The organism is Nostoc sp. C057, from assembly GCF_013393925.1.
In the GTDB taxonomy this organism is placed as follows: Bacteria; Cyanobacteriota; Cyanobacteriia; order Cyanobacteriales; family Nostocaceae; genus Nostoc; species Nostoc muscorum_A.
This window is the reverse complement of the sequence record NZ_CP040291.1, coordinates 1-17,745: the sequence shown is the minus strand read 5'-3', so window position 1 is coordinate 17,745 and position 17,745 is coordinate 1. Positions and strand designations below refer to the sequence as shown.

Here is a 17,745-nt window from a genome sequence, read left to right as displayed (position 1 = left end):
AAAACAGTGGCGGCATTGTTACAAATCCAAAATGAAACTGTTGCTACTGTTGCCGAAATCCGACTGCTTCAAGAACTATTAACTCATCAAAGGAAAAATCAGGTTATGGATATTCTGAGTACGGGATTGTTTGCTACTTCAGTTGTTGGCGCTTTAGGTGGCAGTGCATATCTCGTTGGTAGCGTTGTTGCTACTGGATTAATTGGTAGTGGGATGTTCATTCCCTTGGGATTACTTGTTGGTGCAGGATTGACTTTTCTGGGACGGGCATCAAAGTAATAGTGATGGGCGCGAGTGTTTCTTAAAACTGTTTCACGAAACTGTTTCATGAAACGTTTCAACGGTTTCATCAATGTTTCAGGGCGTGAAACAGCATGAAACAGCATTCCCCCGGCGTGAAACATGAAACGTGAAACATGAAACACCAGCTAATTCCCTACTCGAAAGCCTTTATGGGCGGGATTGTTTCACGAAGCTGTTTCACAGCACTGTTTCATGAAACAGTTTCAACGGTTTCATCAGTGTTTCAGGGCGTGAAACAGCATGAAACAGCATTCCTCCAGCGTGAAACGTGAAACATGAAACACGAAACACTAGCTAATTCCTTGCTCGAAAGGCGTTATGAAGGGTAGTGTTTCATCCAGCTGTTTCACAGCACTGTTTCACGAAACTGTTTCAACGGTTTCATCAATGTTTCAGCGTCGTGAAACATGAAACGCCTCATTTTATGTGTGAAACAGGGGAAAAATTTGTAGTAAGAACGCGCTATTTATGTGTGAAACAGGGGAAAAATTTGTAGTAAGAACGCGCTATAACACAGTAGTCTCATGTATAAGAAACAACTGTACTTAGCTTTGGCTAGTGTTGGCATTTGCATATTGCCTGTAATCATCCCCTTAGTACCCAAGTTGGGGGCTTATGCAGAGCTTCAACGGCTAAAAGCCACAGAAGAATTAGAGCGTTCCCGCATAGAAGAACGGGCAAAAACCAGTGATGCTCTATATGAGGCGGGAGTGATGCCCACAAGTCGCAAGTTGAGAATTACCAATTACTTTGATAGCGCTAAACGCAATCCCAGACCAGACACAACCTTTTATCAAGATGATGAGATTGTTGATGTTTTTGATGCGACGGGCAGGTGTATTGGGCGGATTGAAGAAGGAATTTGGAAGTGGAAATACAAAGCCAAAGGGATTTGTAAAAGCGTTCAAAATATCAAACCAGTGAGGAAAAAGTAATGGCTAATAGTTCATCAAGTGCGGAAACTAATAGTACTGGCAACAGCGATAGTAAGCCTAAAGGTAAGAAGCGATCGCTTGGTGAAATTATCGATTTTTGCGCCAAGGCTGTTGTGATGATTGTCGGCTTACCCATTAGGGCAGCCGCCGCGATTGTCAATCAGTTTGTTGCTAACGGTGGTGCGGGTCGTGCCTTGGTTGGCGGGATTTTATTTATCGGCGGTTCCATGATTAGTGCTGATTCAACTTGGCAATTAATCTTTCAAGGCCCGCCTGTTTTTGCCTGGTTTGAGCCGAATTGGAATTGGCTAAATGTGCCGTTTGCACTGTTCAACCCGTTTTTTTACCTGGCATTCATAATTTCTGTAGGTGTTCAGGTAATTGAAGCCCACGCCTTACGCGGTAAGAACCCAGACTCAGCACGACGGGAGCTTCAAGACCACATGGTTTATGACCTTGAAACCAAACCTAGTGGCAAGATTGACTTAGTAGGCCAACTCTGGGCGGATTACAAAACCGCAGGTATACGTGATCGCTCTAGCGCAGGGCTGGTTGTGATTGCGGTTTGGGTGTTCGATATTGTCACCACCTTTGCGGCTCGTAACCCATTTGAATTTACAGCCCCATTCATGATTTTGGGCTGTATTTTGTTTAACATCGGCACAATGATGGCGGGTGAAATTGGGTTCGCTATTTGGCGACTGACAAAGGATTAGAACCGAAACCGCCCAAAAAACCAATAACTATAAAAAGGGCGGCAACGTTTACCAAGGGAAGCATTTATGCAAAGTAACGATATCCCAAAAATTACAACTAAGGAAACGGAACATTTACGCGAATCATATCCTAGCTTGTCTCACTTGGAAGCTGGAAATATCGCCCAATGGTTGCAAGAGAGAAAAGATGGATTATTTGAAATGGCACGGGCATCTGAGAATGAAGCAGACATGACCCGTGTACTTGGTTTGTTGGCTTCTGGGATTGGAGCGGTTTGTTATGCGGTCAACCCTTTGGCACTAGTTGGTGGTTTAATTGGTGGTGCTGCATGGCTATGGTTTGTTGTCGAACACTCCAACCGCACTAAAGAAATTGCGCCTTTGCCTTTTGTGCGTGGTAATTTTGTAGATGCTCTAACTCGTGCTGGGGATTATGATGCTAGAAGGACTTATCAAGCAGATCATCTTGCCAATACTGTTAAATTCCTAGAGCGACAATCAGCAGAAGAGTACACCTTTCTTCATGCTGAGTTTGAAAATATTAGTCAGTATTTAACACAAGTTGAGCCAGGAAAACGTTTTTACGCTTATCGCTGGATGTTTGGCTGGTTTAGCAAGCTCAAGGGTCGTCAGCTACCCACTTATGAAAGCATGGCTCTCCATTTACAGGATGTGACGGTTGATAGCCGAGTGAATCGGTCGGAGATCAGTGCGATCGCACAGGCAAACGTCCAGTTACCACCAACCGTAGATATCAAACAGTTTCAATCGCCACAAGTAGATATTGGGAAGATGAACCAAGCTGCGGAGCTTTCTAGACCTACAGAGTTACAACCATCTTCCTCTGATGGGCTTGTACCAGAGACTATAATTAATATCCCTCTGACTAATAGGGCAAACGCACTGATCGCTGCTTTAACGAAAAGTGGATTCCAAGTAGAGAATATGATGAGTTCTCAAGTCATTGCGATCGCTGGTACTCAGCGAGGTGGCAAGGGAACCTTAGCAGCAATCTTGGCAACATTATCAACTGCACTTGACCCCGCATTGAACACCCAATACTTTACAGCCGGATTGGACGTTTACCCCTTCGCTTGCAACTTAACCTCTGCCCTTAAATACCCGGATCAAGATGCAGATGGGGCTGATCAACTCGTCGCTCGTGATTTATTGAAATTTCTTAAAGGTTTAGATGGAAGCGAACCATACTCCCATAAAAACTTACTGCTAGTAATTGATGAGGCGATGCGGTTGCTGTCATTATTGGAGGAAAGCGATCGCACCTGGGCGATCCAATATTTACTTTCTCGCTTCGCTAAATCTGGTGGTACATTAATTATCGTGCTGCATGGCTCTAACCTGACAAGCGTGGTCGGTAAAGCTACGGCTGGGCTGGCAGATACCTTTAAGCAATCGGTTAACTTTATTGGTTGTGTAGCTCAAGCGGTTAGCGCTGGTGGTCTACGCAAAATGAATGTCGCTAGTGGAGAATATTTCAAAGCCAACCCTAATAACTTTGGAGAACCTGTTATTGGTGGCAACTTGGGCATGATTCCCGAATGGCTAAAGACCCATTTGCACCCAGGCAATGGGCAACCAGATCCAGCAAGAACATTACTTCAGTTCTTCCCGGAATTGATTCAACAGCATGAAAAAGCAGTCATACCCAGAGGAGAGAAGATTGCCCCATCAGACGCAGTTAATCATCTGGAGTCTATTTTTTCAAAACCTTATCAAGAAGTGGAATTTCTGGAACTAGAAGAAATTAAGATTTCTGAGACTGATTTAGAACAGATTGTGGCGATCGTTGCAGCTACTGCTAATCCTCCAACTTCTTTTGCTGCTATCAGAAACAGCCGCAAGTGGGGCGACGAGAAAAAGAGTGTTCTTTACTTGAGGAATGCCTTGTCACAATTGATTGACACTAACCGATTGTGCGGAAATGAAAAAGATGGTTTCAGCGTTTTTAACATTAACCACTAATATTCGTCACAGTTCCGGTCGAGTTCCGGTCAAGTTCCGGTATTCTTACATTTCCAAGTAAGGCTGAAAAATAGAGTCTTTTTGTCTCTCCAGTAAGTTTTAATTTTTTTCTAAACATTTTCCAGAATGTGGAAGCATCAGGAAGTTTAAAAATGAGCGATAAATTAACCACAACATTACAAAAATTAGCCATAAGTCCAGTTAAAGCAGACAGACTGGCCATTTGTAGATTGGAAAAAGAGTACGGCGCTTCTTTATCAGAAATCGTTGGTGAACTCGAAGATTATGCCATCGTTCACCAATCTATTCAAGACGAAAGAGCTAAACCCAAAAATCAGTTGATTATTGCTTGCTGTTATGGTTGTCTTTGGGGCGCAGTTATCGGAATTGCGACGTTATTTATCAAGCCTAATATTACTGTAGCGGCGATTGGGTTGGGTTTTACGGCTGGGGTGTCTGGGAAATTGCTGGTTCAAAAAGGGGAATAAGTTGAATCGGTTCGTCGGTACATCAGAGAAACCAGAATGGGTAGCTGTGGATGTATGCACAATTCTGGAAATCCAAAATGTCTCACAAGCTCTAGCTTCTTTTGATACGGATGAGAGGGGTCTATGTAATATATATCCCTGGTGATGACAATTCTCAAGGTCAGGAAATGTTGACTATGACTGAGGCAGGGCTTTATCGCCTGATCTTCAAAGCTCGTACTCACGATAAAATCATTGAACACGTCCGATGGTTGCCAGATGTTCTTGAGGTAATTGATTTGAGTGTGAACAGCTTAATTAAGAATCTATATTGCAAGCCGTAAGCTCCCGCCATACCGTCAAGCTTATCGCTTTTCTTTTAAAAAGGAAGAATACCTAACTGAATTTTGAATCCTGGCTCCTGAATCTAATAAAGAAAGATAAATCAATAAAAAATATCATGGATACACCTACAGACTTTTTATTTTTAAACGAAAGAATCTCCACAAATTTTAATCCATTTTCCGAAGGCGAATATTTGGTAATTCAGACTTATCCTCGTGAGATAGGTTTAAGAATTAGCAAACGTGACTTTGACTATCAATCAGCTAAGAATTATTGTGAATTAGAAAATATGGCTCATGATTATACATCTTTTGGAGTGAGAGTTTTTCATGAACAAAAGCTTTGGGATATAGATTTTTGTGGTCATCCCTCAAATATTTCTAAACAACAGGATTGGAAAATCTCTCCAGAATATTTATCGGCACATTCCGATAGTGAAACCAATGAAGAAATAATTGTATGCTCATGCAGCTATCCTCGTTTTGAGGAGTTTGCAAATGATTTTTGGAAACTTACCACCTGCCTTGTTGATGACAAAGGGCGAGATGTTGAATATTGCCCTAACTGTAATGCTAAGTTAATGCCAGAAGAGGATTGGGGTGAAGATTTTGATTTTTATGATGAAGAACCTAGACCAGTAACTTGCATGGGTTGCAATAACTATCATGGTCAGAAGTATGGGGAAAACTTGTTAGTTTGTGGGATCTATCCTCATGGGTATCAGGGTGAAATCTGCCCCGATTTTCAGGATAAAGTGAAGATTAAGGATTAGATTCAATAGGATTCCTAAAATGTCTGATTTAATTCCAGTTCAATAGATAAATTTGCTGCTTGCCAGTCAGACTAGGATAAAGTTTTTCTCAACAAGCAGGTTGGAAAACATTATCAAAGTTATTTGTCTAGCTAAAAGAAAAGCTACAAGGTGAACCCATGAGTTAAGATTACAGTAGTCATCTGCATAGAAGCAAAAACTGCTATGAGCGATAGAGAAACAGTCCTTGAACTTGTGAAGCGCTTGCCGCCAAATGTGTCTCTGCGTGAGATTGTTAGAGAAATTGAGTTTATCGCGGCTGTAAAAGAGGGTTTAGAAGAGATTGACCAAGGACTTGGAGTGTCAATTGAATCTGTTGAGCAGATGATTGAAGCATGGACTACCAAGTAGTTCTTTCTCCCAAAGCTGTGGGGGATTTGGAAGCAATTGTCAAGTATATTGCCTTAAGCAATGCTGAAGCTGCAAGGAAATTGGGTCAGCAACTCCTTGAAAAAAGTAGGGAGTTAAGTCAATTTCCATTCATTGGTCAGAAAGTACCTGAGTTTGACGACCCTAATATTCGTCAGCTTATTCTTAAACCATATCGTGTTGTCTACAGGGTTGAAGAGGAGAAAAAGCGCGTCAGTATCGCTAGATTTTGGCATTCGGCACAAGAGAATCTTGAGCTTTAGAGACACGCAAGTTCCAGTTAAATTCAAATCCTGGATTAAATCCCCACTTCTCACCAAATTCAGCCCGCTAAAATATTAACTTTTAGCGGACTTTAGGAAACTAAATACTGTTGAATTTCAGTTTTTTGACGACGTAGAACAGTGATTGCTTGCTGCTGAATTTGGCGAACTCGTTCTCTACTGACATTCAATTTCTCTCCAATTTGAGCTAAAGTTAGTTCTTGATCGTTCTCTAACCCAAAACGCAAAATTAATACTTCACGTTGCGTCGGTTTGAGTGATTCTAATAAACTATTTATGTCTTGGCGTAAAAGTTCTTTGGTGATATGTTCGTCTGGAGATATGCCCTCATCTGGTAAAAGTTGACTAAGTTCTGTGTCTTGGTTATCTCCAATCTTTACATCTAGAGAAATTGGCTGCTTTGAACTGCTGAGAAAATCCCTAATCTGACTTGGTTGTAAGTCTAAAGTTTCAGCAATTTCTATAACACTGGCTGGACGACCCAGTGTCTGAAATAATTCTCGCTGTACTTTCTTAATTTTGTTGAGTTGTTCGGTGATATGAATTGGCAAGCGTACAGTACGGGATTTCTCTGCGATTGCCCGTGTGATTGACTGCGTAATCCACCAGTATACGTAGGTGGAAAGCTTATAACCGCGATTGGGGTCAAATTTTTCTACACCTCTTTGTAAACCTATTGCCCCTTCTTGCAGCAAATCTAGGAATTCCAGATTGCGATTAGTATATTTTTTGGCAATCGAAACCACCAGACGCAAGTTTGCTGTCACCATTTTTTGTTTGGCTCGTTGCCCAAGATTTTGTATTTGAGCTATTTCCAATTCACTTTTGTCAACATCAACAGCTAATTCGACCATTGTTGGCTCCCTAGCTAGTTGTTGGGTGAGTTCATTTTTTCTTTGCTCAATTGCCATGATTTGCTGTACCTGCCTGCCATAAGCAATTTCTTGGTCTGCGGTTAGCATTGGATAACGACCAATCTCTTGCAAATAGATACGAACCATGTCTGGACTCAGGCTGGACATACGACAAAACTTTTTTGATATTTAGACGAACCTAAAAGTATAAATCAAATCACTGAATTAATTTTCCTGATTTCAACAGCTAAAATATCAACCTGAGATTGCAATAGTTGAATTCAATTTAGAACGTAATCATCCATAACGGTATCCAGTGAGCGCTTACTACACCTCCATCCCAAAGTTATACTTATGCCAGTTTTTGTCATTAAATTTAACTTGTTGAGAATTAATTATGGCGTTACTCAAGCTCTAAATGAGAGTTCCTGACTTAACTAGAAAAGTTGGGTAGGGTATGGGGACTAATAGTCTTTGCCGTACACCTTATACCCTGTTCGAGAAAAAGCTATTTGGGGGCAGTAGTCGCGTTGAGTTCCCCCCTTTTCCTTTTTTCCCTCTTGTTTGCACCTTGTGTCACCTTCAATTCTTCTTCTTGCTTACTAGAGTTGACCATTTTCACCAAGTGCTGATTTAGATAACTCTGCGCCGAAATGTACAAACTTTCCCAAATCTCTTGATTGCGGCTGATTTTTGTCCCGACTGTATTTCCTGCTGTTTTCTCCGACACTAAGTATTTACGGAAATAGTTATTCCACAAGTGTTGCAGGAAATCTTCAGCGAATTCGTTAAACGGCAGAATCCATTTATAATCTTTATCTAGAAATACCCGATATGATGCGATTATCGGTAGTGCTAAGTCGGTTGGCGCACCAAACCCGAATGAATACTTGCTGTCAGGCAACAACGTAGTTTTACGTATATCTATTGATGCTAAATCGTTAGCACCCTTTCTTCTAGGGTTACTGATATGTTCTTGGATTATTTCGTAGAGTCTTTGCTCTATCCATAGAGCATGAGTCAAGAGAGGCAGTAAGGCGGTTAATCTTTCCCTTTCTGCGTCTGTAATGTTACTTGGAAGACTCATCCCTGCTGGATGTTTGGTTCGTTTATTGCCGTCGGGGTTGTATTTATTTCTGTCAAGGCAGTAAAGGAGCTTGAGCAAATGGGTGACATTGCACTGGGCATTTCTGGGAGCGCCGCTTTGGTTTTGATAATAGGCAATGCGGAATTTTCTATCTTCTTTCTGTTCTAACTGGGCTAAATACTGCTTGATGAATTTGTAATCACCCCTAGCGTTGACTTTGGAGCGAGAATCTACTGGCGTTGTCGTGTTGGAGGCCAGGGCTATATCCTTAGCCTCGTCTTCCGAGAGTCCGATGTGGATGGTAACTTTTACTCTGGCTTCGGTTAGGTCATATTTGTAATTTTTCGCTTGGTCAAAAGCTAAAACTGTGTGCCCTCCGTTGATAATGCCATCACTGCCTCCCTCGTTAGCTTCTAAAACTTCTAGCTCCAGTTCAGTTTTGTTCTTGACAGGTTTAGCAATATTCGCTGACAGAACAATTCCACTGTGGCGAGAGAAGAATTTTTCGGGTTCGGTTGTCAGGGAGTCGAAGACTTGTCTGTAAGTCGCACTTTTGCGGTTCGGTTCACGGATGTTCGGTTCTAGGGGTAGGTCTGTGGGGAACGAGTCTACATGAGCAGTGGCGATGATGCAATTGGGGTTGGCTTGAAAGTAGTTATCTATCTTGATGTTCCAAGTCTTGGGCATGGTTTGTTTGCAATGTCAGGGGAATTTCTATGTTAACCAAAACTAGTATCTGATATCGCGTTTCTCGGTAATGCCAAGTACCATTGTATGCCAACTCAAAAATGCGCTGTCAGGGCTAGGGTAGGGGGTGCATGGTGAGGGATTTAAAACCTTTCCCCCACCCCTTATGCTCTGAGGGAACCCCAACTTCCCCAATAAATAGCCAAGTCACGAAAGCGAACTACTTGATATTGTTGGCATTTCCAGTATGAAATAGGGGAAAATGTGAGCAATTGGAGCGCCTGCGTGGAATTGGAGCAAATAATATGTCTAATCTAAATATTGCAAAAGGTAGTTGCCTGTGTGGAGCAGTAAACCTTTCTACAACTAGCATGAGTAAAAGTGTGGGAGCGTGTCATTGTAGTATCTGCCGCAATTGGGGCGGAGGGCCTCTGTTAGCTGTTGATTGTAAAAGTGATGTTAGCTTCTCTGGTGAAGAAAATATTGGGCTTTATCAATCATCACAGTGGGCAGAACGTGGATTCTGTAAGCAGTGTGGTAGCCATCTATTTTACAAATTGAAACAAAGTAACCAGTATTTCATCCCCGTTGGACTATTCGATAGTTCTGAAGGTCTTGTTTTCGATCATCAGGTATTCATTGATGAAAAGCCCCAATATTACTGTTTCGCCAATGAAACTAATGACCTGACAGGGGCAGAGTTATTTGCACAGTTTGCAACTCCTGAATGACTTCTAAACTTCCAAACATTAGAGTTACCTTTTACCAGTTTGAATTAGGTTGGGCGAATGAGCGCACTGCTTCACTCACCCAAGAGACAACAAATCATCCAGCTATGTCTTTACCACTCTCATAATTCATAGCTCTGGGTTTCCTCTTGCCTATAGGGACTACTTTCGATTGCTTGGGAGGTTGAGGCGGACGGCATTTCTCGCAATATAGAGGTCTAACTCCAAAGGTTTCTCGTTGTGTGGGTTGTTCACACTGCTTATACCAATTTAATATGAAGCTGCATAGAAAAGAGCTTCGAGAATAAAGTTATAAGAAGAGATAGATATTACCTGCTCAAGTGTAAGTTGATTAAATATTTCTTGGATGCGATCGCGTAAATTCTGTAAAGAAGAGAAAAGCTGATTTTTGAGTGGTTTCTTGAGGAGCTGCCAAAGCCTTTCAATGGGATTGAGTTCAGGGGCTGAAGGTGGTTGAAACAGAGGAATAATATTTTCTGGCCAACGAATTGCTGAACTTGTATGAGCAGGTGCTTGGTCAACCTGTAAAATAGCGTAATCCCCACCTAATTGTTGAGATAGCCAGTCCAAAAACTGTTGAAAACACTCGCCATTCAGTTTTGGATATTCATAAAGAAAATGATCTCCAGTCAATGGTTCAATTGCACCATAAATCCAAAAATTTTCCCGTGGCCATTTCACCTCAACAGTAGGCTTAACTCCAGAGGCAGTAATCACTTTTCCTGTAAGAGTTTTCAGTCCCACCCTCGTTTCATCCTGGCACAGGTAGCGAACACACTTGCCGGGTGCTAGATGTTTTTCTAGACAATTCAGAATGATACCGAGTTTTTTTTAAACTCAGATACTAACTTTTCATCCTGCTTATGGCTTTGAGGACGTGGTACTTTTAGTTTTGCCCCTAATCGATATCGAACCAATGCATAAACCGTTGCATACTCGATATCAAGCCCCTGCTCTTGCTTTAACCACTCTACTATTGCACCATAGCTACTAAAGCCTTTTCCTGTTTTTAACTCCTCTTCAAGTGCCGCGATCGCTCCTTCAGGAATTTTCCGTTTTGCTCCCGGAGCTTTTTTTATTTTCAATAATTCATCTAGCCCACCCGATCTATATTTTTGTAACCATCTTGTCACCGTTGATGTATCTTTAGCCAAGCGTTTTCCAATATCTTGCTGCTCCTTGGCCTGCCCGCTTTTTATCCACCACAGCATAATAAGTTTTTCTTTCTGGTTCCCTAAATTAGCTGTTTGTAGGCGTTTTTTAAGTTCTTCTTCGCTCTCTGCGATTTCAATCTCAAAAGGGCGGCTCATGGTTCTTTTAATTTATCGAGTTTGTTTTCTCTATTATATGCAGCTTCATATTAAATTGGTATTACACACAAAGTTGAAAACGCGAGTATGAATTTCCCGCTTGTGCGCTCTAACGGTGTACTCTCGGACATCGATTGTTTTGCTGGACATTGATCAGTTTTTTAAGTTGCTATTTATAAATATAGTTTCTTGTTTTTGACTAATAGTATAGCCAGAGCATCATCTTCATGATTAAAACAAGGATAATTGCCCTGGGGAAATATTACCTTTACGTCCGCGATGATACTAGAGCGGGAAATCAATCTAAGCTAATCGGCATTTAAGTTGCATAAAAGCAGGGCTTCAGCCCTGACTATAAGCGAATCATTCTGGAAAAATGAATGACGATTAACTTAATTAAGATACTCCTTAATATCACTTTTTTGACGGCGAAGAATAGAGAGTGCTTTATGTTCAAGCTGGCGAATTCTTTCTCGGCTTAAGTTAAGGCGTTCTCCAATTTGAGTTAGGCTCAGTTGATGGTCATTTTCTAGCCCGAAACGTAGAGTTAGTACTTCTCGTTGTATTGGAGCTAAGGATGCTAGCAACTCTTTAATATTCTGGCGCATTAGTGAAGAATTTAATTCTTCCAAAGGGGAAATCTTTTCGTCAGCTAAAAGTTCGCTTAATTCTGTTTCTTGTTCATTCCCAACGCGCATTTCTAGCGAAACTAACTTTCGGTCTGCTTGAATATATTCTCGAACCTGCTCTGGTTTAACCTTTAATTCTTCAGCAATTTCTACTACAGTTGGTTTTCGACCCAATGACTGGGATAATTCCCGTTGTATTTTCTTGATTTTATTCAGTTTTTCGTTGATATGAATAGGCAAACGAATAGTTCGTGATTGTTCTGCGATGGCACGTGTGATTGATTGAGTAACCCACCAATAGGCATAAGTTGAAAGTTTGTAGCCCTTGTTTGGATCAAACTTTTCAACGCCACGGTATAAACCGAGTGTACCTTCCTGGATCAGATCAAGAAATTCTAAGTTTCGGTTCTGGTACTTTTTAGCGATCGCCACCACCAGCCGTAGGTTAGCAGTCACCATTTTCTGCTTTGCTCGTTCCCCTTGATGAAGAATTGACTCCACTTCAGCTTCGCTTTGCCCAAGCGAGGTAGCTAATTCTCTTGCAGTTGCTTCTCGATTTAGTTGAAGTGCAAGGCTTGAGCGCTGTTCTTCAATCGCCATCATCTGCTGCACAAGCCGAGCGTTTGTAATTTCTTGCTCAGGAGTTAGCAGAGGGTAGCGTCCGATTTCTTTGAGATAGGAGCGAACTAAGTCGGTAGTTGGACTGGGCATACTTTCAATTAATTGTGACGACTACTTTTCTTTTTCGTTTGAATAGAATGTTTTATCTCAAGAATTAACTAGCAAATCAAATCTTAACCATAGATTTAACCTAATATTTATCTTTGAAAAGCAAGGTTATAACTATAATACTTGAAATCTAAAAATAGGTAAATATTAAAAGCTGTTTTATTTGATATTAAGCTTTAAAAAACAAAGAAATTTGGCTAAATTAAATTAGAGAGACGCTACGCTAATTTTAGAGTGAAGTCCTCTCTTGAAGAGAGAATATGTTCAAATTCGCTTCACATTTGAACAAGGCTTAAGAACGCTTTGCGTAGATTAGATGAAAATTACAAATACTTAGTTAAGAAATAATCATGGATATACAATCTCTACTCACTTTGACAATCGTAGCTATCTTTTGGGCATTTGTTAGTCTCGTTATGTTCCAGTTCATTAACGGACTATTTGTATCGGCTGCTTACACTAGTAATGCGGTTCCAGTTAGCAATGGAAATATAGCCGCTTCTACAATCCCATCAGTATCAGAAGTAATCACACCACAAGCTCGGACTTTTGAAAAGTTGCCAGATCCTTGGACACTAGAGGATGAAGCTATTCATCATACCAGTAACGAAGCAGTTATTCTCTCATTCCCTACATTGAGATTACTGCCTCCAGTTAAAGAAATTTCACCACAACCAAAACGTACTACTCGTTCAAGCAAAGCTAACAATGCTGCCAACAAGTCACCGAAAACTAAAAAGGCTGATGTAAAGTCTTCAGGCAAGCGCAAGCCAGGTAGACCGCGTAAAACTGCTTAATTCGCTTTTTAATTCTCGTTCGATCACCGAAGAATAAATATCTGAAGGTTTAAAAGTTTAAATGAGGCTAGTAATAGCCTCATTTATTAATAAGAGAAAGGCTTCGCCATAGCAAGGGTGAAAAATAATATTGTGAGTGATGCAATGGTACAGCAACTTTTCACTCAAGGTTCTTTATTCGATTTGCAAACAGTAATCGATTATGGGCAGTCAGTTATTAATGTTGCCCAAGAGCTTGCAAAAGTTTTAACCTAGAGTGGTAAAACTCGCTAGAGTAGATTTTTCATGATTGAAATAGGCGTAAATAGGTAAATCAAAATTTTCAATAATAACGAATTTACTACGTTTAAGTTTTTGCTCTAGCTAGTTTTGCCACGCTAGGTTTTAACAGATAATCGCCCTCTCTCTACAAAAACTGTTTCTTCCCAGATGAATCGCTACTTTCTAGGCACTCCTGCGTCCGGTGCGTGGCAATGGAAAGATGCTTACGAAGCTGTGGAAGTGGCGCAAATATTATATCTGCGTCATCTGGGAATTAGGATTTTATCACAACAACCTCAAGTGGTTGTGCAACAATTAGAAGAATTAACAGCCTTCTGCCCGACGCATACTCGCCGTAGTGAAGAGTCAGTAAACCTTCAGCAATTCTCCACGCCTCTGCCGCTTGCTTATCTGGTAGCCAAAGCAGGATTTATACAAGCTACTGATTTGGTGCTGGAGCCAAGTGCCGGAACTGGCCTATTGGCACAAATGGCTAAACTGCACAGTGCAAGTCTGATGCTCAACGAGCTTGCACCTGATAGATCGAAGATTCTGCGGCGATTATTCCCTGGTACACCATTATTCTCAGTAAACGCGGAACAGATTAACGATTATCTGGTTGGAAAGACTCAGCCTTCAGTTGTTCTGATGAATCCACCTTTCTCCGCATCTCCCAAAATCAACAGTCGCAACCCTGATGCCACAAAGAGCCACATCAACTCGGCATTGCAAAGACTGGCTGACGGTGGACGGCTGGTAACAATCACAGCCAACTGGTTCTCACCTAATAATCCCATTTGGCGCGAGACTTTTGTTAGGTGGCACTCAGAAGCACGAGTTTTAATGTCAGTCGGGGTTAACGGCAAGGTTTACTCAAAACATGGGACAACTATCGACACTCGGATTACAGTGATCGACAAAGTTCCGGCTGATAATCCCGGCAACATCCCCTGTATTCCCGAAACCTTGGACTTGCCCGAACTGCTGGCGTTGATTGAGCAGTTGCCACAGCGATCTTCGTGGGAACGCTCAGAGATCAAAGCTACTGCGAAGGCAAAAGTTGTTCAATTGCCAAAACGTATTATAGTTGCACAACCAGAAACAGTTTTCTCTCTTCCAGACGACGTAGTAGTGCTGGAATATGAGGTTATCGAGTGGACGGCTAGTGAGGGTTTGAAAGACACCCTATACGAAACATATCGCCCACAACGAATCCGAATTAAAGATGCTTTGCCTCATCCCTCACTGCTTTGCGAAAGTGCAGCCCTAGCACTTGTCTCGCCACCAGCACCAACTTATAAACCGCATCTACCACAAAATATTCTCACACAAGGCTTGTTGTCAGAGGCACAACTTGAAAGCGTCATCTACGCAGGTCAAGCACACTGTGAATTTCTGTCTGGGTCTTATATTGTAGATGATTCATGGGATAATGTGACTGTAGCAGCAAATAGCTCAGAAAATGCTGTGAAATTTCGTCGTGGCTGGTTCTTAGGCGATGGGACGGGTGCTGGTAAGGGTAGACAATGTGCAGGAATCATCCTCGACAACTGGTGTCAGGAACGAAGAAAAGCAATCTGGGTATCCAAAAGTTCTGCCTTAATTGAAGATGCCCGTAGAGATTGGTGTGCGCTGGGTGGTACTGAGCGCGACATCATCGACCTGAGCAACATTAAGCTTGGCGATCCAATACCCTTCACCCAAGGCATTCTGTTCTGCACGTACTCAACTCTACGTTCTCAAAAGAACGGTAAAAGTCGGCTCAAGCAAATTGTTGAATGGGCAGGCAAGGACTTTGAGGGAGCGATCGCTTTCGACGAGTGCCACAGCATGGGCAATGCAATGGCACAAGAGGGCAAACTTGGTATGGTTGCAGCATCCCAGCAAGGTATTGTTGGGCTGCGGTTGCAAAACGCACTGCCATCAGCACGGGTTATCTATGTTTCTGCAACTGGAGCGACGAAGGTTTCTAACCTATCTTATGCCAATCGTCTGGGGCTTTGGCAGACTGGGGATTTCCCGTTTACCTCCCGTGAAGATTTTGTGGAATCCATTGAGGGCGGTGGTATTGCTGCAATGGAAGTCGTCGCTAGAGATTTGAAAGCGCTCGGTCTGTATTTGGTGACTTCAGTCAGGAAAAAGACTATCGCTTTTTAGCTTTTTCTACTTCTTATTTAATTAATTTATTATTTTTATTTAGGGTAGATATCGGTAGTAATAATGTATTAATAATTTCTTCTTTCGTTTGTTCACTTACTAGATAATTGCTTTGGATACAATCAATTAAAAACTTATTAAGCTCACAATATTGCCATAAAGAATCTGTCTCCTGTTTATTAAATTCCCAATCATGCCCAATTTGTCTATACTGCACAATAATATTTCTAAACTTTTCTATACAAGATTCTGCATTTTCAGTCCACCATTGTTGCATAGAGTCAAAATTGTCAAAGATTGGAAATAATTCTTCTCTATTATTAAGAATAGTTGTATATAATTTATTATCAAATATTTTGGCTCTTTCAAGCGTAGGCTTTAATTCTCCCTCCGCAATAGAAAAATAGTTAATTTCTTCTATATTCTCATATTCACTTTCCAAGCTATTTTCAAATATGGATTGAAAGCCAATCCAATTATTTGATGCTTCCTTATTTTTAAATAAAATATCAGTTGTTTTGACAGTAGTAATACTTTTTTCTATTAGTTTTTCCTGTTCTTTTATAAACTTATGTAATATACGTATTAATGATCGATCTAAATTAAGCTCAATTGTTTCGTCTAAACGAGATACTAAATCTTGGTCATAAGTTACATTTGGGTCATAATTTTTAGCTAAACTTCCGACCATATTTTTATCAATTCCTATATTATAATACCAAGCAGAAGTTGTTGATGGATTTAATAATAGAAATTCGTTATTACCTAATGGTACTATATTAGTAGACAATATCAAATAAAAATATCTAATAGCAGCTAGATTGTATGAATCAACAATAGATATAAATTGAGATTTGATTAATAGCCATTCAAGATAATTTTGAAGTTTTTCATTCATAGCCAATGAATTATCAATCTTTTGCTTTAGATATTTGATTAGAGTATCAGGATCACTAATCATTTCTATAGCAATTAAAAATATACTTTGCCATTGTGCCTTGTGAATAGAATCAACAAGGTATTGTGATGATACAGGCAAGCTATTATTATCAATAATAAATAATGCTACTAAATATTCTTGAAATGTTAGGTGAGAAAATGACCAGACTTTTTCTGCTCGTTTAATCAATAACCCATGCTGACTTTCAATTGCGTTTAGTATTTTTTGACTATCACGTAGCTCAATGCCTAAAAACTCTGAAATGTATGCCTCTAACTCTTGTTGTTTAAATAATACATAATTCTCTTGTTCAAATTTCTTCATCGCTAAATAGCTCAACAGATTCAACTTCCGCTCCACAGACAAATTCTGATAAATTTCAGCCCTATCAATGCCTCGCTTTTCGTCCCACTGCTCTAACAATAACTCCAACCCTTCTTGATATAATTTGGAACGCTGCGAGTAAAATTTTCCCGTTTGCTGGAATACAGCACAAGTCAAACTCAGCAAAATCGGAGTAATCGCTAGTTCTTGAATCGCCTTGTTTTCCTCTAGAAACAATTGCTCCAAAAATACTCTTGTTTCCGTCTCTTCTGCATCTGCACAAACCGTCCTAAACCAGTGGGCTGCAAATGCTATCACCTGCTCCTCATCAAAATCTGCCACTTCTACACAGGTAAATCGGTTTGATACCCAATCGAATGGATCTGCCAAGGTTTGTGTCCGACAACTGACCACCACTTGCACTTGTGGATAAACACGAGCAAATTGCTTGATATTTTTGGCTATTTGCTTTCCTATTTCTCCTGTAACCTCATCTAAACCATCTAGCAGCACCAATGCCCGTCCCTGACTTAACACTAATTCAATATCTGAATTACTTAACTGCCAAAGTTGCCTCAAAAATAGCACCAAATTATAAGCATACTCACCTCCATCTTCCACAAAATCCCGCAACCGAATCAACACAGGGATTCGGTGTGCTTGCAATCTTCCATCGTTACATTCAGTTACAATTCTTTGCAGATACGTAGTTTTTCCCGAACCGGGTTTACCCACTACCATCAAGTTAGTATTTCCCTTCAGCACAATCAAGCCAGATACACGCTGCTGGTGTTTACCTACACCAATTCGATCTAAACTGTGGTAGTTAGAATTTCTCTCGATAAAATCCTGCCACAAATCCTCTAATTCGGCTCTACGGTTACTGCTGACTTGCTCTAAAATATTTACATCAACAAACAAGTCACCTAAAGGAACCGAACGATTTACGCCCCAAAGCGGTATCTCAGCGTGCAAACATTGGATATTGTCGTGGATGCGTGATCGCAT

20 protein-coding genes are annotated in these 17,745 nt (G+C 40.8%); 14 read left to right on the top strand and 6 right to left on the bottom strand.

Annotated elements, in window-relative coordinates; all coding sequences use genetic code 11:
- Positions 1–6 precede the first annotated feature (6 nt).
- The 9 genes from FD724_RS38845 to FD724_RS38805 all read left to right on the top strand — a co-directional run bounded on the left by FD724_RS38845 (position 7) and on the right by FD724_RS38805 (position 6,192).
- Positions 7–279, top strand: a complete 273-nt coding sequence (locus FD724_RS38845) for a hypothetical protein (protein ID WP_179076895.1) — start codon at positions 7–9, stop codon at positions 277–279.
- Positions 280–827: 548 nt separating this feature from the next.
- Positions 828–1,238: a hypothetical protein gene (locus FD724_RS38840; RefSeq protein WP_179076894.1), complete on the top strand. Its 411-nt coding sequence runs from the start codon at positions 828–830 to the stop codon at positions 1,236–1,238.
- On the top strand, positions 1,238–1,954 hold the full coding sequence (locus FD724_RS38835) for a hypothetical protein (protein WP_179076893.1): 717 nt from the start codon (positions 1,238–1,240) through the stop codon (positions 1,952–1,954). The genes FD724_RS38840 and FD724_RS38835 overlap by 1 nt, the downstream gene beginning before the upstream one ends.
- 66 nt (positions 1,955–2,020) lie before the next feature.
- The gene (locus FD724_RS38830) at positions 2,021–3,937 is read left to right on the top strand and encodes a hypothetical protein (protein WP_179076892.1); all 1,917 of its coding nucleotides are present in this window, start codon (positions 2,021–2,023) and stop codon (positions 3,935–3,937) included.
- Between the two features lie 152 nt (positions 3,938–4,089).
- On the top strand, positions 4,090–4,425 hold the full coding sequence (locus FD724_RS38825) for a hypothetical protein (RefSeq protein WP_179076891.1): 336 nt from the start codon (positions 4,090–4,092) through the stop codon (positions 4,423–4,425).
- A gap of 176 nt (positions 4,426–4,601) precedes the next feature.
- The gene (locus tag FD724_RS38820) at positions 4,602–4,748 is read left to right on the top strand and encodes a hypothetical protein (RefSeq protein ID WP_179076890.1); all 147 of its coding nucleotides are present in this window, start codon (positions 4,602–4,604) and stop codon (positions 4,746–4,748) included.
- Positions 4,749–4,864: 116 nt separating this feature from the next.
- Entirely contained in the window at positions 4,865–5,521 is a 657-nt protein-coding gene (locus FD724_RS38815; protein ID WP_179076889.1) for a hypothetical protein, read from the top strand.
- Positions 5,522–5,725: 204 nt separating this feature from the next.
- Complete coding sequence (locus FD724_RS38810) at positions 5,726–5,911, top strand: hypothetical protein (protein WP_104902026.1); 186 nt, start codon at positions 5,726–5,728, stop codon at positions 5,909–5,911.
- Complete coding sequence (locus FD724_RS38805) at positions 5,896–6,192, top strand: type II toxin-antitoxin system RelE/ParE family toxin (protein WP_179076888.1); 297 nt, start codon at positions 5,896–5,898, stop codon at positions 6,190–6,192. Before FD724_RS38810 ends, FD724_RS38805 begins: the two co-directional genes overlap by 16 nt.
- Before the next feature lie 92 nt (positions 6,193–6,284).
- On the opposite strand, the gene FD724_RS38800 is transcribed toward FD724_RS38805, so the two are convergent.
- The gene (locus FD724_RS38800) at positions 6,285–7,235 is read right to left on the bottom strand and encodes an RpoD/SigA family RNA polymerase sigma factor (protein WP_179076887.1); all 951 of its coding nucleotides are present in this window, start codon (positions 7,233–7,235) and stop codon (positions 6,285–6,287) included.
- A 340-nt stretch (positions 7,236–7,575) separates the two neighbouring features.
- Entirely contained in the window at positions 7,576–8,841 is a 1,266-nt protein-coding gene (locus FD724_RS38795) for an AIPR family protein (RefSeq protein ID WP_179076886.1), read from the bottom strand.
- Between the two features lie 305 nt (positions 8,842–9,146).
- Here FD724_RS38795 and FD724_RS38790 point away from each other — a divergent pair, with 305 nt between their 5' ends.
- On the top strand, positions 9,147–9,572 hold the full coding sequence (locus FD724_RS38790) for a GFA family protein (protein ID WP_179076885.1): 426 nt from the start codon (positions 9,147–9,149) through the stop codon (positions 9,570–9,572).
- Positions 9,569–9,697, top strand: a complete 129-nt coding sequence (locus FD724_RS41555) for a hypothetical protein (protein ID WP_256874790.1) — start codon at positions 9,569–9,571, stop codon at positions 9,695–9,697. The genes FD724_RS38790 and FD724_RS41555 overlap by 4 nt, the downstream gene beginning before the upstream one ends.
- 142 nt (positions 9,698–9,839) lie before the next feature.
- Here FD724_RS41555 and FD724_RS38785 read toward each other — a convergent pair whose 3' ends face one another.
- The 3 genes from FD724_RS38785 to FD724_RS38775 form a co-directional block, all read right to left on the bottom strand.
- Positions 9,840–10,334 carry an IS630 family transposase gene (locus FD724_RS38785; RefSeq protein ID WP_245246029.1) on the bottom strand — a complete coding sequence of 165 codons (495 nt, stop codon included), beginning with the start codon at positions 10,332–10,334 and terminating at the stop codon, positions 9,840–9,842.
- Positions 10,335–10,399: 65 nt separating this feature from the next.
- Positions 10,400–10,900: a helix-turn-helix domain-containing protein gene (locus tag FD724_RS38780; RefSeq protein WP_179076884.1), complete on the bottom strand. Its 501-nt coding sequence runs from the start codon at positions 10,898–10,900 to the stop codon at positions 10,400–10,402.
- A 392-nt stretch (positions 10,901–11,292) separates the two neighbouring features.
- Positions 11,293–12,240: an RpoD/SigA family RNA polymerase sigma factor gene (locus FD724_RS38775; protein ID WP_179076883.1), complete on the bottom strand. Its 948-nt coding sequence runs from the start codon at positions 12,238–12,240 to the stop codon at positions 11,293–11,295.
- A gap of 368 nt (positions 12,241–12,608) precedes the next feature.
- Here FD724_RS38775 and FD724_RS38770 point away from each other — a divergent pair, with 368 nt between their 5' ends.
- The 3 genes from FD724_RS38770 (at position 12,609) to FD724_RS38760 (ending at position 15,473) form a co-directional block, all read left to right on the top strand.
- On the top strand, positions 12,609–13,055 hold the full coding sequence (locus FD724_RS38770) for a hypothetical protein (protein ID WP_179076882.1): 447 nt from the start codon (positions 12,609–12,611) through the stop codon (positions 13,053–13,055).
- Positions 13,056–13,172: 117 nt separating this feature from the next.
- Positions 13,173–13,310: a hypothetical protein gene (locus FD724_RS38765; protein WP_179076881.1), complete on the top strand. Its 138-nt coding sequence runs from the start codon at positions 13,173–13,175 to the stop codon at positions 13,308–13,310.
- 174 nt (positions 13,311–13,484) lie between these two features.
- Positions 13,485–15,473 (top strand): strawberry notch-like NTP hydrolase domain-containing protein, encoded by a 1,989-nt coding sequence (locus FD724_RS38760; protein ID WP_256874789.1) that lies wholly within the window; start codon positions 13,485–13,487, stop codon positions 15,471–15,473.
- A 13-nt stretch (positions 15,474–15,486) separates the two neighbouring features.
- Here FD724_RS38760 and FD724_RS38755 read toward each other — a convergent pair.
- Positions 15,487–17,745 (bottom strand): NACHT domain-containing NTPase (locus FD724_RS38755; protein WP_218651565.1); only part of this gene is annotated, 2,259 nt, incomplete at its 5' end.